Origin of the sequence: Streptococcus mitis (assembly GCF_047464035.1) — a bacterium.
GTDB classification, from domain to species: domain Bacteria; phylum Bacillota; class Bacilli; order Lactobacillales; family Streptococcaceae; genus Streptococcus; species Streptococcus mitis_DX.
In genome coordinates, this window is the sequence record NZ_JASHCQ010000021.1 from 1 (window position 1) to 17840 (window position 17840).

The window sequence follows — 17840 nt, forward strand, 5'->3', positions numbered from 1 at the left end:
GTTTTCGGAACTTTGAAAACTTCAAAAAACGGATTTTTATCGCTCTGAATATCAAAAAAGAAAGGACGAATTTCGTCCTTTCTCGATCTTAGCTTTTCTTCAACCCACTACAGTTGACAAAGAGCCAGAAAAAAACTGATGAATCATTTCGATTCATCAGTTTTAAGCAGATATGTCATTGCAAACAAATCATATCAATTAGAAAGCTTAATCTTCTTTCTTCTTACGTGCTACAAGACCAAATCCACTCAATACTCCAAGAAGTCCAAGTGTTGCTAGGCTAGCATTGTCTTCTGTACCAGTATTTGGCAATTCGCGCTTAGCTTCAGCTTCTTTAACTGCTGTTGGTGGTACTGGTTGCGCTGGAGTCGGTTGAGGAGTTGGTGGCGTTACTTTACGGTAAACGTGAGTTACATTACCATCTTTATCAGTTGTAGTCTTAACAAACTCGTATCCTGGGATAGCTTTCTTAGGTTGGTTACCTTCTTCATTTGGTGAAACTGGGTTACCATTTCCGTCTACGAATGATGTAGTTGTCTTAACTACTTTACGGTAAACGTGAGTTACATTACCATCTTTATCAGTTGTAGTCTTAACAAACTCGTATCCTGGGATATCTTTCTTAGGTTGGCTACCTTCTTCATTTGGTGAAACTGGCTTACCACTTTCATCTACAAATGATGTAGTTGTTTTAACTACTTTACGGTAAACGTGAGTTACATTACCATCTTTATCAGTTGTAGTCTTAACAAACTCGTATCCTGGGATAGCTTTCTTAGGTTGGCTACCTTCTTCATTTGGTGAAACTGGTTTACCACTTTCATCTACAAATGATGTAGTTGTTTTAACTACTTTACGGTAAACGTGAGTTACATTACCATCCTTATCAGTTGTAGTCTTAACAAACTCGTATCCTGGGATAGCTTTCTTAGGTTGGTTACCTTCTTCATTTGGTGAAACTGGGTTACCATTTCCGTCTACGAATGATGTAGTTGTCTTAACTACTTTACGGTAAACGTGAGTTACATTACCATCTTTATCAGTTGTAGTCTTAACAAACTCGTATCCTGGGATATCTTTCTTAGGTTGGCTACCTTCTTCATTTGGTGAAACTGGCTTACCACTTTCATCTACAAATGATGTAGTTGTTTTAACTACTTTACGGTAAACGTGAGTTACATTACCATCTTTATCAGTTGTAGTCTTAACAAACTCGTATCCTGGGATAGCTTTCTTAGGTTGGCTACCTTCTTCATTTGGTGAAACTGGTTTACCACTTTCATCTACAAATGATGTAGTTGTTTTAACTACTTTACGGTAAACGTGAGTTACATTACCATCCTTATCAGTTGTAGTCTTAACAAAGTCGTATCCTGGGATAGCTTTCTTAGGTTGGTTACCTTCAACTGTTGGATATTCTGGAATAGGTACTTCTTTACCATTTGGATCAACTGTCACATAAGACGTTGTAATCTTAGTATAGTTGATTGGTGTATCTTGACTCGGATCAGTTGGTAATGTTGGTGGCACATAACCTTTAGTTGGATCTTCTGGATCAACTGGTTTCAACGGATTTCCATCTTTATCTCTTGGAATGTAACCTGGAACATAAGGAATTACAATATCTTCTGTTGGTACACCCGGTTTAGTTGGATCACCATTTGGATCGTTTGGATAATCAATACGTGGAGGATTTGTTTGTCCTGGCACGTTTGGAATCAAGGCTCCAAGTTTCTTATAGACAACTTTTTGAATGATATCTTTGTCTTCAGCCTTAACAGTTTGATCCTCAGTAGATGCTTCAATATCTCCACTTACTGCAATATAACCTTTAACAAGTGGAAGTTTGTTACCAGAAAGAACATCAGTTGTAGCTGCTTTCCATTCGCCGTAAGTAACTTCACCTGTCACTAAGTTCACCTTAGCATCGCGAGTGAATTTAACTGATGAAGTTACAGAAGTAGTAACTTCTTTACCATCTCCATCAACATAAGTAATTGTACGAGTTACTTCTTCTGAAGTTGTCAATTCCTTAACGCTTTCAGGCCATACTGGTGAGTTTGGATCCTCTGGATTAATTGGTTGACCTGGAACTGGTGTCACATCACTTGGAATAACTGGAACAAGGCGTGGTTGAACAGTGACAACAAATTTTTGAATAACATTTGTATCATTATCAAATGATTGCTTGCTGCCATCAGCTTTTGTAAACTCATCAGACACAAGTTCGTAGCCAAGTTTTTTCAGTGCGTTGATACGTTCTGCAGTAGAGTAGTTCATTTCAGAACCAGAATCACCTTGAAGAATATCCACTTCACCAAGAATTGTTCCGTTAGTATCTTTGTAAGTTACAGTTGCAACTTGTGTATCAGACTTCACTTCATAAACAGTTGGTGTATACTTAGCTTTCGCTACAGTTCCATTTGTATCCTTACGAACCACTACGACACCTGTTGCAGTTCCAACGAAATCTTTATTTGGTGTGAAGGTTACCTTACCTGTTGCATCAACAGTATATGTTCCTTCGTTTGGAACTGTTTTACTTGTTGTACCACCTTCAAATGTAGCAGGAACAGTATTGTCCATTGGTACATCTTTATGACCAGGTACAAATGTTGGTGTACCAGATTGAGGAGTGTTCTTAGGACCTGCAGAACCTGTATCCACACCTGTTGGTGTAACTGGGGTTACAGTTGGAGTGTAACTTGACTCAACAGTTGTACCATTTGTAGGATCTGTTACAACTACTTTAGCTGGGTCTGGTGTTCCAACGAAATCTTTATTTGGTGTGAAGGTTACTGTACCAGTTGGAGCGATTGTATATGTACCAACTGTCTTACCATCCTTAGTAGCTGGGATAGTTGTTTCCTCAGTTCCAACGAACTTAGCTGGATTATCTGTTGTTGGTTTCAACTCAGTTCCATCAGCATGTTTATATGTTGGAGTACCTGTCTGTACCTTACCTTGGATATCAGTTGATGTAGCAGGTGTTGAAGTTGGCACTACTGGTTTATAGATAACGTATACTGTACTATCAGTTGACTCGTTTGTTACCTCAAGGCTTGCAACAGTTTCCTTATCGTAAGTATAATTAGCTACTTCTGGAGAAACTACTTCCTCAAGCGTTTGTGCTGCTGACCAGTCAGTGTATTCCACATTTCCTGTTACCAAGTTGATGCTTGCGCTACGTGTGAAGGTTACTGTTTGAACTTCATCAGCTGTTACTTCTTCACCATTCTCATCGTTGTAGCGGTACTTGATTGTACGAGTAACTGTCTTAGTTAACTCAAGATTTTCTGCAGTACTTGGCCATACAGGTGAGTTTGGATCTTCTGGATCAACTGGTTGACCTGGAACAGGTTTCTCATCATTTGGAGTCACTGGTTCCACACGTTGTTCAACTGTTACCTTGAAGTTTTGAGTTACAGCTGTGTCGTTATCAAACAGTTTATCAGCTGTCCTTGCTGCAGCGAAACTGTCTTCTACTAACGTATAGCCAGCTTTCTCAAGAGCTGCAATTGCTTTTTCACGATTAGTAAAGTCGATAGCACCGTTATGAACACCTTCTACTGTCTCAACAGATGCTGCTGGTACTTTAGCTGAATCAATAGCAACTTCTGCACCAGTTGTTACATCATAGTAAGAAATAGTTGCTGTTTGAACGTTCTTTCTATAAGTATATGTTACAGTAGTTGTATCATTTGTAACCTTACCTGAAACCTTCTTAGTAGCTTCATCAACCGTACCATTTGTTGTTACCACTTTAACAAGAGTGTAACCAGGAATTTCTTTTGGCTCAGTTGTAAATGGAGTTGTTACTTTTTCGTTGTTTACTGGAGTTGTTGAAGGAGAGATAACGTTACCTTCTTCATCCTTATACTCAACAATAACAGTTCCATCTTCAGCAACAACAGTTGGTGTGTAAGTAGTTGTTGCTTCAGTTCCATTAGCATCAGTAATACTTACTGTTACAGCATGGGCTTCTCCAGTAAATGTAGCAAGCGGAGTAAAGGTAACAGCAATGGCTCCAGTTTCATCTTTAACAAGCTTATAAGTACCCTGATTCGCTACAGTAACACTACCGTCATCATTAACAGTTCCGTTTTCTGCACCTACTAGCTTCACAGATGTTTTATCTAGTTCGACTGATTTAGACTCACTATTTATAATCGCAGTTCCTTTTGCAAAGTTTACAGTTGTATCATCTGTGTCTGCTGCGTCAAATTTAATAGCAGAAGTTTGAGTTTCGCCTTGAATTCCAGTTGTCTTAGAAGGTTCTGCACTTGGTTTCACTCCAACAATCTTAGGAGTATAGATTGTTGTTACTTCAGTTCCATTAGCATCAGCAATTTTCACGGTTACTGGAGTTACATTTCCTGTATAAGTGGCTACCGGGGTGAATTGAACATAAGACTTACCGTCTTCTTTTACGATAGAGTATGTTCCTTGACCAGCTACCGATACTTTACCTTCACCATCAGCTCCTACTAGAGTCAAAGTAGCTTCATTTAAATCAACAGATTTTTCAGTTCCATTTACAATCTCACTACCTTTGCTAAAGTTCAAGGTGTTTACATTTTCATCTTTGGCATTAAGAACAACTTCAGATTTTTGAACAGCTCCCTGAATACCTGTAGTTGAAGCTTCGCTAGCAGTTGGGGTAACACCTAGAATGTTTGGTGTGTATTCACCACGTTTATCATTTTCTGGTTGCGTACCATTGTTATCTGAAACAACTACTTGGACAGCTTTTACCGATCCAACATAAGCTTTATTGGTTGGTGTGAATGTCACAAGACCTGTTGACTTGTCAATACCGAAGGTTCCAATCACATCACCAGCTTTCACAGTACCATTATCTGCCGCAGCGTAAGCTGGAGTTGTTGCGCCATCCGCTACTTCTGTACCTGTATTATCAAGAAGTTTATAGCTATCAGCCTTCAATGGGACTGTTTTTCTAGCTCCGTTTACTTCTGCAGAACCTGGGGTAAATGTTGGTTTACCTGTTTGAACTTGACCTTGAATATCTGTTGAAGATACCTTAGTTCCTTCTGGTTTCACTCCGATAACTGTTGGTGTGTAAGCCGCCGTAGATGTTAATGGGTCAACTCCGTCTACTGTCAAGGTCAAAGTCACCTTGGCTGGATTTGGTGTTCCAACAAATGTTGGATTAGGAGTAAAGGTTACTTCACCCGTATTCTCATTGATTGCATAAGTACCTACAGTAGCTCCTGTATTATCGGTAGCATTTGTTGACTCTAAGCTATAAACTTTTGTACCATTTGTGGTAGCAGAAATCTTAGTTTTCTCTTCGTCATCAAAATTGAAGCTTGGAGTGCCTTTCTGAACCGCTCCTTGAATATCGCTAGTAGTTGCAGGCGTTCCTTCAATACCAGCTTTAACAGTAATAGTGTAAGTTGTAGTCGCTGTAGAAGTGTTCACTCCGTGGTCTGTTCCCGAAGTTGTCGCTCCTACAGTAGTATCATCTACTAAGTTTGTATTACTATCTACAACATCAATAGTAACAGTATACTTACCAACTTTAGTAAGTTTCAATGAAGTTGCATCTGGATAGTTATCCGCATCTCCAGTTGTGGTATCTGTAAAGACAGTATTTCCATCAGGATCTTTAACTGTAATGCTCGTTACTTTTGTCTTATGTGAAGCTTTGAATGCATCGTCAGCAGTGCTTGCTGCTAGCGCATCATCTTCTGTATCGTGAATGCTTACTTTAGCATCAGTTACAACAGCAGTACCAGCTGCAGGACGATCGATTAAGTTAACTTCTGTATTAAGAGTGCTTTCGTATGAAGTAGAGATAGCTGTTGGTTTAGAATTAATGATAGTCGCTACATCTGTGTTAGATGCCGATACACCACGGATCAAACCGCCGAAACCAGAAGCTGTTTCAACTTGCCATGCATCTTGACCATCTTTATCTTTGATTTCAGTTACAGTTACTGCTGTACCATCTGAAGATGTCCATTTACCTTTCAAGGTTTGTCCAGTTGTGGTTGTGAAGGTTCCATCTGCATTTTTATCAAATGTAATCGTCACAGACATACCATCTGCTGATGTTGAGTTAGTTGACGCAACAGAAGTTTTTGGACGTTCTGGAGTATCAATAGCCGTTACATCCCCATTAGCATCTGTAGTACGAGTATATTCATAGATGAAGAAATCTTGAGAACCATCTGCGTGTGCTTCTGTATAAACTTGACGGTGAGTATATTTTGTACTTCCGTCAGATTGTATAACCGTAACCTCAGCATAGTCAGATGGAAGTTCCCATTGACCTGTTTCAGAATTTAAAGTCGCCGTAACTTTATCAGTAGTTGAGGTAGTTGATTTATTTAACTCAACTTTTTGACGTAAGAATGTTCCTACTACGTTCTCTGTTACAGCAGTTACTTTAATATTGTCAACACCTGCTTTGGCAGTAGCTGCTGGTGTTACTGTAATAGTGATATCTTTGTCAGAAGTTACGTCCCCTAGATTATCTCCGACTTTCATCGTTGTGTTTCCAGTTACACTGTCAACTACCCATTGACGAGTTCCGTTAACGTCTTTAGATACTAATCCGATAACTGTCTCATTATCTGGAAGTGTTACAGTCGCACTAGTAGCACCTTTAGTAATGTTTACTGGAATTTCGGTTGCGTAAGTTTCAATATTTTTAACAACAACTTTTGGAGCAACTACGATGGTAATGGATGCATGAGTTTCTTGCCCAGAGTGTACACCCCAGCTAGAATTTGATGAAGGAGAAGTTGTATTATTATAGTCTTTACCATATAGAGAAACTGTGTAAATCCCTGCTTCTGTTAATGTTCCTTTTAGGTTTGATGTCCCATTTGTAGTGATATAGTCATTCGCTTCTTCATATTTAGTAGTAGCTGAGTTTGAGTAAGTTAATCCAGGTACAGTAGTGTCAGCAACTGTTCCAGCTCTATTAGTTGATAATAGGTTTTTCCCTGCTACTCCTGTTGTTGCACCTACATAACTTTGACGAATTGTGATTATCTTACCTTCAGCATTTACAAACCCTACATTTGCTCCACTAGGTGTAATTGTTCTTGAAGCTGAGGCATCCATGTATCCAATATCAATTCCATCAACTGTATTTGTTGAAGTAGCTGATGTTACTCCATCTTTAGAAATACCAGTTGCAGAGTTAATTGTAGTAGAAGTTGTTTTCGGAGTATCCCCTACTGTGTAAATATATTTATTTCCGTCTACAGTGAACTTCGGAGGAGTCGTATCCATCCAACCAATCCAACCCATACGCATGTTTACAAAACGAGTTGTTACAACGGCACCTGTTAATTTATTAGTATAAGTTACGTTGACTTGGAAGTCTTGAACCCCGTTCTCGTTACCATTTGTAATAACACCTTGGATAGTATCGTTAGTAGCGTCATAAGTAAGACCTGTTGGAAGGTTAAAATCTGTAGCTCTACCTACCTTACCATTTATTCCTGTAAATTCCCAACCTTTAACTGCAGATGCGGCAGTTACACCAAAATGTTTAGAAACATCTGGAATATAAACGCGGTCAATCCCTTGCTCATAGGATAGTTTGTAGATTTCTGTTGCGATAAACTCATATCCACCAGCATTAGAGTAAATACTGGCATTATTAGAAGAAACTATGGATCCATTTGGTCTCAATTTCCCCTTCCAGAATGGTGCTTCTTGTGCTAATTTCTTAGCCATTTCTGCTGTTAGAGGGTAGTCGACACGTCCCATGTTATTGTGTCCTCCACCATTTTGGGTGCTTAAACCATTAGCTGGGTTTGTTTCAGCACCTGTTCTTTGATTTGAATAAATCTCAATTTCAAGACCTTCAGCACTTGCTTCTCCACCTGTTGGATTTGTTACCGTTGTATAAGCGTTTAATTCCCCGGCTTGAGCTTTTCCATCAGAAGTAGCCTTACCTGCTTTGTTGAATATATAAGTATCTGTTCCAGTATGATGTTCTGCATCCAAAACCTCAGAGTGAGTTATACGCGTTCCGTCTGCATTTGGTTCTTGGTCTGCGTAGTAACTTCCATGATTACGAACTGTAGCATCAGTGTCAGTTGATCCTACTATCTCATCCAACGCCACACTAAACTCTTCCTTACCTGCTTTACGTAAAGATACGTAAACGGCTTCGATAGAGGATTGGAGTTGTGCAGTTGCAGTTTTCAGTGCATCAGTTGTTGCTTCCTTGTCTGCGAGGACTTGGTTGGATGCAGTGATGGTAGCTTCGTTGTTGGCTACAGCTGCTTTGACAGCGTCTGTGAGGTCAACGGCAACGTCTTTTTCTTTAGCTTCTTTTTCGACAAAGTTGTTTGCTAGGCGGTTGGTCACGACAGCTTCTGAGACTGTTTTTTCTAGTTCAGTCTTTTCAGCTGGTTGAGTTGCTGCTGCTACCGCTGCTTTTTCGTCAGCTGCTGCCTCTTTTGCTTGTTTAGAAGCTTCGTTGACAGTTGTAACCGCATCTGTCAAGACTTTGACTTGTGCATCCACTTCTGGTTGGGTTGCATCTGCATTGTCCAAGACAGCGGTTGCATCTGTTACCACTTCATTCGCAAAGTCAACAACAGAGCTAGCAGTTTCCTTGTCTGCTGCTTTGATAGCCGCCTGAAGCGCAGCGATTTTCGCTTTAAGCGTGTCTTTGTTGACAGTTGCTTTTACCTCAACAGCACTTGCATTAGCTGATGATGCAGATGAAGTGCTAGGGTCTGCTTCACTTGAGTTTGTAGATGAAACACCAGTAGATGCTGGTGCGCCATAAGTGTTTTCAGATGAGTTTGCTGTAGTTTCATCTGATGTCGACGAGGACTCAGGGGTGCTTGGATCTGTCGATGCAGATGTATCTGATGACTCTTGTACATCATCAGCAGCGTGCGCTACAGGAGCAGCCGCCAAGAACACCGTCCCCAAAAGAACAGATGCAACACCAAACGAGTACTTTCTGATCGAAAAACGCTGATGCGCATTGAAGATATCCTTCATGAGATATGTCTCCTTTAAGTAAATTATGGTTGTAATACAGTAAAGTGACAATCTTCGCCTCTACGGTCTAGAAAACACACTTTATCCAGATTATAGACATCCCTATTATATCAGAAAAACACCGAAATGTATAGCAAAATGTGCCATCAAACCACCCTGAAAAAAAAAGCTAATTTCTCAAAGTAACTTCCACTTGCCCAACCAAAGTGGAAATTAGTCTAAAACGGATTTTTATGGTGGAATTAAGTGTGAGACGTTTGAGTTAGAAATGAGGCTCACTATGACAAAACATAAACACCTTACCCTTTCAGACCGTAATGATATCCAATTAGGCTTAGAGCGCGGTGAAACCTTCAAAGCTATTGGACAGTCCATTCTAAAAGACCCGACCACTGTCTCCAAAGAAGTCAAACGAAACAGACAAATTAGAGACTCGACCTCTAACAACCTTCCCTGCCCTCTACTCGATAAGGCTCCCTTTGTCTGTAATGGATGCCCTAAAAGAAGACAAAATTGTGGCTATAAGAAGATCTTCTACCTTGCTAAACAAGCTCAAAAACAGTACGAACAAACTCTTGTCGAGTCTCGTGAAGGAACTCCCCTCAATTCCAAGACCTTCTGGGACATGGACAAAGTCATTTCTGATGGGGTTAAAAAAGGACAACACATCTATCATATCCTCAAAACTCATAACCTTGATGTCAGCTCCTCAACTGTCTATCGACACATCCGAAAAGGTTACCTGTCTATCGCTCCTATTGACCTAGCCAGAGCCGTTAAATTCAAAGAAAGACGGAAAAGTAAGCTACCTTCCATCCCTAAAGAAGCTAAAAAAGGACGTTCCTATGAGGATTTCCAAAACTATTTAGCCCTTAAGCAACTAGACTCTTGGCTAGAAATGGATACAGTTCTGGGGAGGATGGGAGGTAAAGTCCTACTCACCTTCAATCTATCTTTCTGTAACTTTATCTTCGCTAGACTTCTGGATAATAAAACTGCCCTTGAGGTTACCAAACACCTCTATGACATCAAAAACACTCTTCACCAAGCTGACAAAGATTTCTTCCAACTCTTCCCTGTCATTCTTACCGATAATGGTGGAGAGTTTGCCAGGGTTGATGATATTGAAATGGATGTGCGAGGAGAGAGTAAACTCTTCTTTTGTGACCCTAATCGCTCTGACCAGAAAGGGAGAATTGAGAAAAATCACACGCTGATTCGTGACATTCTACCTAAGGGAACTTCTTTTGACAACTTAACTCAAGAGGACATCAATCTCGTCTGCTCTCATGTCAACAGTGTCAAACGTGCTGCTTTGAATGGAAAGTCAGCCTATGAGCTCTTTGCCTTTACCTATGGAGAAGAGATTCCTAAGCTTCTAGGTATTTCTAAAATACCTGCAGAAGACGTCTGCCAGTCGTCTAAATTACTCCAACATAAATTCTAAAAACTAACCTTTAACCGCATTCAAACGTCTCACACTAACTTCCACCATAGCGGAACTTAATCTGAAACGCTTTCAGATGAGAGGATTTTGTGCGCTCTTTTTTTCGATTCTTTTTGCCTACAAAAGCTATGAAATCAAGCATGATTAAAACCAGTGGAACTTACCCTGACACGTATTTCCACTGGTTTTTACGATTTTTATCAGACTAACTTCCACTTGGATTAGCAGTGGAACTTAGTTTGGGAATTTACCGATATGGAAAATCAAGTAACTAAGTAATTAACTGATTTGAAAGAAGCTGAGCCAAAGTTCCCACCACACTTTTCTCAAAATTTTTCAGAAATAAACTGTCAACAAAAATGAAGAGAAGCACTATTACTTCTCTCCGTCTTTAAAAGGCTCTATACTATTTGTAGCAGGTAAATCCCCTATAGAGATTATGGAGCCTATTTTGTTGTAGAAAAAAGCCTCATAGGATCTATCATGAAAAGCAACTAAACAACTCATTAGAAAGATTCATATGGAACAATTACATTTTATCACAACATTACTAGACATTAAAGACTCTCACATCAAGATTGTAGATATCATCAATATGGATACACATAAGGAAATGATCTCTAAACTGGACTACGATGCCCCATCTTGCCCTGATTGTGGAAGTCTAATGAAGAAATATGACTTTCAAAAATCATCTAAAATCCCTTGCCTTGAAACGACTGGTATGCCTACCAAAATCCTTATTATTATTTGAATAAACACCTTCGCTTTCAGATTTCTTGTCTTAGGCTGGAATAGTCTCCTAGAATGAAAGTCACATAATCAAAAAAACGAGCACTTTCGTACTCGTTCTCTCTGATATAAACTACTGATTAAAGTGAGTTTACGTCAACTTTGATACCAACACCTTGAGTAGTTGTGATAGTCAAGTTTGTTACGTAAGTTCCTTTAGCTGTAGCTGGTTTTGCTTTTTGGATTGTTTCGTTGAAAGCTTTGAAGTTTTCAACCAATTTTTCAGCTTCAAATGATACTTTACCGATGATTGCTTGAACGTTACCTGCACGGTCAGCACGGTAAGTGATTTTACCACCTTTAGACTCTTCAACTGCTTTAGCAACATCCATTGTTACAGTACCAGTTTTAGGGTTTGGCATCAAGTTACGTGGTCCAAGGACACGTCCAAGACGTCCAACAAGAGCCATCATGTCAGGTGTAGCGATAACTACGTCGAAGTCCAACCAACCGTCGTTGATTTTAGCAACAAGGTCATCTTCACCAACAAAGTCTGCACCAGCAGCTTTTGCTTCTTCAGCTTTTGCACCACGTGCGAAAACAAGAACGCGTGAAGTTTTACCAGTACCGTTTGGCAATACCATTGCTCCACGGATTTGTTGGTCAGCTTTTTTAACGTCGATGTTCAAGTTGTAAGCAACTTCTACAGTTGCGTCAAATTTTGCAAAGTTAGTTTCTTTTGCAAGTGCTACAGCTTCTTCTACGCTGTATGCTTTTGTGCTGTCGATTTTCTCAAGAGCAGCACGAAGTTGTTTGCTTTTTTTAGCCATTTTCTATTCTCCTTGTAAGTGGTTCAATCGATTTTCATCTCCCACGTCACTCCTCGAAATGATGAAGTCTTGCGGGTTTTCAGTCTATTATTCTTCTTTTCCTACGTCGTTAAGTTCCCTTGCTGTACCCAAGTACAAGCATCAGTCACTTGCCTAGTATGAAAAGTAACTAATAGACTGCTGTGAGATTTTCTACTGTGTTATTGATTAGTCAACAACAGTGAATCCCATAGAACGAGCAGTACCTTCGATCATACGCATTGCAGACTCAATGTTTGCTGCGTTCAAATCTGGCATCTTAGTTTCTGCAATTTCTTGTACTTGTGCACGAGTAACTGTAGCAACTTTAGTTTTGTTAGGTGTACCTGAGCCTTTTTCAACACCTGCAGCTTTTTTCAAAAGAACAGCAGCTGGTGGTGTTTTAGTGATGAAAGTAAATGATTTATCTTCGTAAACTGAGATAACAACTGGAATGATCATACCAGCTTGGTCAGCTGTACGAGCGTTGAACTCTTTTGTGAATCCCATGATGTTGATACCAGCTTGACCAAGAGCAGGTCCAACCGGTGGAGCTGGTGTAGCTTTACCAGCAGGGATTTGCAATTTTACAAGTTTTTCGACTTTTTTAGCCATTTTTAAATCCTCCTTTGTGGTTTTGGCGGTAATTAAAGATTTTTACCTCCCACAAGTATGCTTTACACATACTCATCTATTATACACTATTTATCTGAAATTGCAAGAGAAAAGTTTATTATACTCAATGAAAATCAAAGAGCAAACTAGGAAGCTAGCCGCAGTCTGTACTTGAGTACGGTAAGGCGACGCTGACGTGGTTTGAATTTGATTTTCGAAGAGTATTAATCGACGTAATCTCCGCCTTCAAATCCATAGTATTCTTCCAAACTGAGACCACTGGCAGCTATTTCTTTAGCTTCTTTTCCGACATATCGAAGGTGCCATTCCTCAGCCATATATCCTGTTTCTTTTTCTTTACCTTTGAGATAACGGACAACAAAGCCATAATCAGCAGCATGGTCCAAGAGCCATTGGGCCGCTTTTTCTTCTGTTACCAAATCACCATTTGTCCCAATCACATCAAAGGCTAAACCTGTCTGGTGTTCGCTATAGCCAGGTCGAGCAGAATAACGGTCAGCTGCTGCCTTCCCATCTTGGTTGACATAATCTTGATAGAGCTTGGTCTGAGTTTCATAACTTCTAAAACCACTGTAATGATCACTAATCGGGAATCCTGCCTCTTGCATAGCTTTAATGAGTTTGACCAACTCAGCCTTGGCTGTTGGATTTTCCCCTGGATTGTAGTCTTTTGACAATGGGTAGTGTTTATTGGCTACGATGATTTCATCGTATTTCCCTTGGATGCTGTAGTAGTCTCCTTTGTTAACCACTTCTGCTTTTTTCTGGGCAGCTCCTTGAGCCTTACTTCCTACTGTTCCATCAGCTTTAGCTGTTTGCTCTGTCTTAACTGAGCCATCTTCATTTTTTGCTTTTTCTTGTGAACAAGCTGCTAGACTCAAGGCTAGCAAAGCTGTCAAGACAAGGTATCTTTTTTTCATTTCTACTCCTTTATTTCTAATAGGTTATCTACTTCTGACGATAAACGTTTGACTAATTTTTTAATCTCATCCGATTTTGCTTGGCAGGTTTCTGCTGTCATTTCTTCAAAAGGAACCCACCAAACTGGACCACGTCCATTGAGACCGTGACCGTTCATATCACCTCTTCGTCTAGGAAACAGATGCCAATGAAGATGGGCATCACCATTGCCTAGCAGTTCGATATTCATTTTCTCGGCAGCAAAGGTCTTAGCAACCGCCTCTTGAACCACACTCATTTCTTCTAGAAAACGGAGTCTTGTCTCCTTTTTCAAATGGTGCAATTCGGTGACGTGTTCCTTGGCTAGAAAGAGACTATAGCCTGCAAAATACTGGTGATCTCCAATCACAAGATAGCCTGTTTCCAACTCTTTGACAAAATAGGGATTTTCCCCAGCCTTGATGAGCTCAATTCTCTGGCATATAAGGCACATATTAGTCTACCAATTCGCTCTTCAGATAAGCATCAACCATACGCTCTGTTGCGGTCACTGAATCAATATGAGTACGTTCATATGAGTGGCTAGACTCGATACCAGCACCGAGAAGGGCGTGTTTGACTTCTGCCCCTGCAGACATAGCTGCCGAAGCATCCGAACCATAAAACGGATAGATATCCAGCTTAAATGGAATATCTTGCTCTTTAGCCAAGGCCACCAAATGTTGACGGAAGTCATAGTGATAAGGCCCTGAAGCATCCTTGACACAGATAGACACTGTGTACTCATCTGTTTGCTGGTCATCTCCCATAGCTCCCATATCCACAGCCAGATATTCTACTACCTGAGCAGGGATATTAGAGTTAGCTCCATGCCCCACTTCTTCAAAAACTGAAAAAGCAAAATGGGTTGTTACGGGCAATTCAATCTTCTCTTCCTTATAAATACGAAGCAGGTTAAGCAAAATCGCTGCGCTGACCTTATCATCCAAATGACGAGACTTGATAAAACCTGTCTCTGTCACGACGGTTCGTGGGTCAAAGCTGATAAAATCGCCGACCTCAATACCAAGAGAACGAGTTTCTTTTTCACTGGTTACTTTTGCATCCAAACGCACTTCCATATTGTCCTGCGTGCGTTCTGCAGTTCCTGCATCCTTATAGACATGGCAAGAAGTTTGGTGGATGAGGATGGTTCCTGATACTTTTTCACCTGTGCTAGCCACATGCACTGTACAGTTTTCACCTTCAATCATGTTCCAAGGAAAACCACCGATACGATCCAGTTTGAGACGGCCGTCTGGTTTGACAGCACGGACAATGGCCCCCAGCGTATCCACATGGGCAGTCACATAGCGATGCTCTTCATCATTTTGACCTTTAATGGTCACATTGACACCACCCTTAGCTGTGCGAACCGGCTGGTAACCAAAATCTTCTAGAGTCTTGACTAAATAGTCCGAAATCTCCCGAGTGAAGCCCGTTGGAGACGCAATGGCTGTCAGTTCTTTGATATATTCTACTGTTTGATTCATTTCTTCACCTCTTTTGCTACCTATTATAACACATTTATCATCGGATAAAAAAAGAAAATCACTCCTATAGCCTTGACTACAAAAGTGATTTTAGTGATTATTCCATTTCAAAAACATCGCTTTCTTGCTTGTTTGGTAGAACCAATGAGAGCAAGATTCCGACAACGGCTGGTACTAACCATGGGAGTGATGCCTTGGCAAAAGGAAGAGCGTTGACAAGATTCGCAAGAAACTCAACCTTAAACGAGCTTCCTAGTACGCTTGCAATGGCAATAGCTGTGACCACAGCAATTGTCAACTGCATACCTGGTTTTGAAAGGGCAACAAATTTGTTGACAATGACAATCATAACGATGGCAATCGTGATTGGGTACAAGATAACCAGTACAGGGATTGAGTACTTGATAATCGCATCAAGACCCAAATTGGCAATAGCAAATCCAATCAAGGTAAAGGCTGTCGCATAAACCTTATAACTGATTTGTGGGAAACGTTCATTAAAGAACTCAGCTGTTGACACAATCAAACCAACCGTTGTTGTGAAGCAGGTTACGGTAACCATAGCTGCAAGGAAGAGTTGGGCTGTTGAGCCAAAGATTTCTTGAGTGGCTTGTGACAAGATGTAAACACCTGGTGTTCCACCCTTCATCGCTTCAGTTGGTACTGGGAAATGATTTCCAAGGAAACCTAAACCGATGTAAAGAGCGCTGAAGGCAAGGGCAACAACGATACCAACCACCCAAATAGTTGAAATGTATTCTTTCTTACTTGAAAACCCAAGTTGTTTCAAGGTTTGAACTGCGATTACACTGAAGGCAACTGAGGCAAGAGCATCCAAGGTATTGTAACCTTCTAGGAAACCTGTACCAAAGGCAGAAGCTTGATAAGCAGCTGAAGCAGCTTGAGGACTTGTTCCACCATATTTGAAAGCTCCTAGAACAACCAAGATAACAATCAAAATCGCAAAGACAGGCGTTAAAATACGTCCAATGCGGTCTAAGATTTTTGATGGATTAAGCGAAATCAAATAGGCTGCCGCAAAATACAGAACCGTAAAGACAATCAATCCAAGACCTTTATTTGCATCCGACAAAAGGGGGCTAATCCCTACTTCGTAAGCTGTTGTAGCAGTACGTGGAATAGCAAAGAATGGACCGATTGACAAGTAAAGAACTGAGAGGTAAAGAGTCGCAAACCAAGGCGCTATCTTTGTTGAAATCTCGTAGATATATCCTTTAGGATTTAGCGTTCCAATAATAAGAGTCAAGACGGCGATACCGACGCCTGAAAAGACAAAACCTGCGATGGCAGGAAGAAAATGTTCTCCAGATAGAGCACCTAGAGAAGGCGGAAAAATCAAGTTCCCCGCACCAAAAAATATTCCAAACAGGAGTAAACCTGTTAGGGCACCTTTTTTAGCCATGAAAATCTCCTTCATATTTATAAAATACTGACCTAGTATATCATGAATAGGAGTATGAAAAAAGCTTCACGAAGTAAATATTGAATGTTTTCAAGATTCTTAAAAATGAGAATTGTCTAAAAATAAAATCCCCTACCCAGTCCACGACAAGTAGGAGAAAATTCTAATGTTTATACTCTTCGAAAATCTCTTCAAACCACGTCAGCTTCACCTTGCCGTACTCAAGTACAGCCTGCGGCTAGCTTCCTAGTTTGCTCTTTGATTTTCATTGAGTATTAAAGTTCTTCAAAGGCCATCATGCCACCTTGAACATTGATAACTTCATAACCTTGTTCTGATAGGAATTGGCAAGCACGCGCCGATCTCATTCCAGATTTACAAATAACATAATGTAACTGATCCTTGTCCAATTGATCATAAGTGTCAGCTAATTGACTCAGAGGAAGATTCTGGGCACCTTCTAAATGAAGAGCGTCAAACTCTTCCACTTCTCTCACGTCCACTAGAGAAAGTTGGTCGTTTTGGTAAAGTTGGTAAAATGCGTCAAAGGCTATTTCTTTCATTCTTTTTCTCCTAATACTCTTCGAAAATCTCTTCAAACCACGTCAGCGTCGCCTTACCGTAGGTATGGTTACTGACTTCGTCAGTTCTATCCACAACCTCAAAGCTGTACTTTGAGCAGCCTGCGGCTAGCTTCCTAGTTTGCTCTTTGATTTTCATTGACTATAAAATAGTTTTAATTCTTTTTTTCAAATCCGGCACCACTTCTGACTCAAACCAAGGATTTTTGGCCATCCAGATTTGATTTCGCGGCGAGGGGTGAACTAGTGGAAAATAGGTTGGCAAGTAGTTCTGGTAATGTTTTACCCGTTCTGTCACCTTGCCACTGATTTTCTCCTTTAAATAATAGGCCTGGGCATATTGTCCAATCAAGAGGGTCAATTGAATATCTGGTAATTCTCGCAAGAGCTGTGGATGCCATTTTTCGGCAAATCCTGCTCGAGGTGGTAAATCACCTGAATTGCCATGCCCTGGAAAGTAGAAATCCATAGGCAAAACAGCAAAATATCCTGAATTGTAAAAAGTATCTTCATCCACACCTAGCCAGTCTCTCAGACGGTCACCACTCTTATCTTTCCAGTAAAGGCCTGCTTCTTGGGTTTTAAGTCCAGGTGCCTGACCGATGATATTGATGCGAGCAGTCTTTGGCGCTGCAAAGAGAGGCTCAATGCCACGCTCTGTATAGCTGACATTCTGCGGATCTGCCATAATAGCCTGTTTGATTCTTTCAATTTGAGACATCTACTCTCCCTCCAAAA

The 17840-nt window shown here is 40.4% G+C and carries 10 protein-coding genes and 1 pseudogene; 2 read left to right on the plus strand and 9 right to left on the minus strand.

Translation table 11 applies throughout. The features are described 5' to 3' along the window. Positions 1 to 207: 207 nt before the first annotated feature. Entirely contained in the window at positions 208 to 9003 is an 8796-nt protein-coding gene (locus tag QM818_RS06905; RefSeq protein ID WP_414300069.1) for a mucin-binding protein, read from the minus strand. 280 nt (positions 9004 to 9283) lie between these two features. Between QM818_RS06905 and QM818_RS06910 the strand changes: the two genes are divergently transcribed. Further along, entirely contained in the window at positions 9284 to 10450 is a 1167-nt protein-coding gene (locus QM818_RS06910; RefSeq protein WP_079453585.1) for an IS30 family transposase, read from the plus strand. Positions 10451 to 10970: 520 nt separating this feature from the next. Further along, a pseudogene (locus QM818_RS06915) lies at positions 10971 to 11195 on the plus strand (ISL3 family transposase); the annotation flags it as partial. 127 nt (positions 11196 to 11322) lie between these two features. Here QM818_RS06915 and rplA read toward each other — a convergent pair. The 8 genes from rplA to QM818_RS06955 form a co-directional block, all read right to left on the minus strand. Then, positions 11323 to 12012, minus strand: coding sequence for a 50S ribosomal protein L1 (rplA, locus tag QM818_RS06920; RefSeq protein WP_001085675.1), 690 nt, complete (start codon positions 12010 to 12012; stop codon positions 11323 to 11325). Positions 12013 to 12219: 207 nt separating this feature from the next. Beyond that, entirely contained in the window at positions 12220 to 12645 is a 426-nt protein-coding gene (rplK, locus tag QM818_RS06925) for a 50S ribosomal protein L11 (RefSeq protein ID WP_001085806.1), read from the minus strand. Positions 12646 to 12869: 224 nt separating this feature from the next. Then, positions 12870 to 13586: an LD-carboxypeptidase LdcB/DacB gene (gene ldcB / locus QM818_RS06930; protein ID WP_049551116.1), complete on the minus strand. Its 717-nt coding sequence runs from the start codon at positions 13584 to 13586 to the stop codon at positions 12870 to 12872. Between the two features lie 2 nt (positions 13587 to 13588). Then, the gene (locus tag QM818_RS06935; RefSeq protein ID WP_049551117.1) at positions 13589 to 14059 is read right to left on the minus strand and encodes an HIT family protein; all 471 of its coding nucleotides are present in this window, start codon (positions 14057 to 14059) and stop codon (positions 13589 to 13591) included. Position 14060: 1 nt separating this feature from the next. After that, on the minus strand, positions 14061 to 15098 hold the full coding sequence (locus QM818_RS06940; RefSeq protein WP_261101142.1) for a M42 family metallopeptidase: 1038 nt from the start codon (positions 15096 to 15098) through the stop codon (positions 14061 to 14063). 97 nt (positions 15099 to 15195) lie between these two features. After that, complete coding sequence (gene brnQ / locus QM818_RS06945; protein WP_261027908.1) at positions 15196 to 16521, minus strand: branched-chain amino acid transport system II carrier protein; 1326 nt, start codon at positions 16519 to 16521, stop codon at positions 15196 to 15198. 275 nt (positions 16522 to 16796) lie between these two features. Continuing rightward, complete coding sequence (locus QM818_RS06950; RefSeq protein WP_414300070.1) at positions 16797 to 17084, minus strand: rhodanese-like domain-containing protein; 288 nt, start codon at positions 17082 to 17084, stop codon at positions 16797 to 16799. 160 nt (positions 17085 to 17244) lie between these two features. Next, positions 17245 to 17823, minus strand: a complete 579-nt coding sequence (locus QM818_RS06955) for a uracil-DNA glycosylase family protein (RefSeq protein ID WP_414300071.1) — start codon at positions 17821 to 17823, stop codon at positions 17245 to 17247. Positions 17824 to 17840 lie beyond the last annotated feature (17 nt).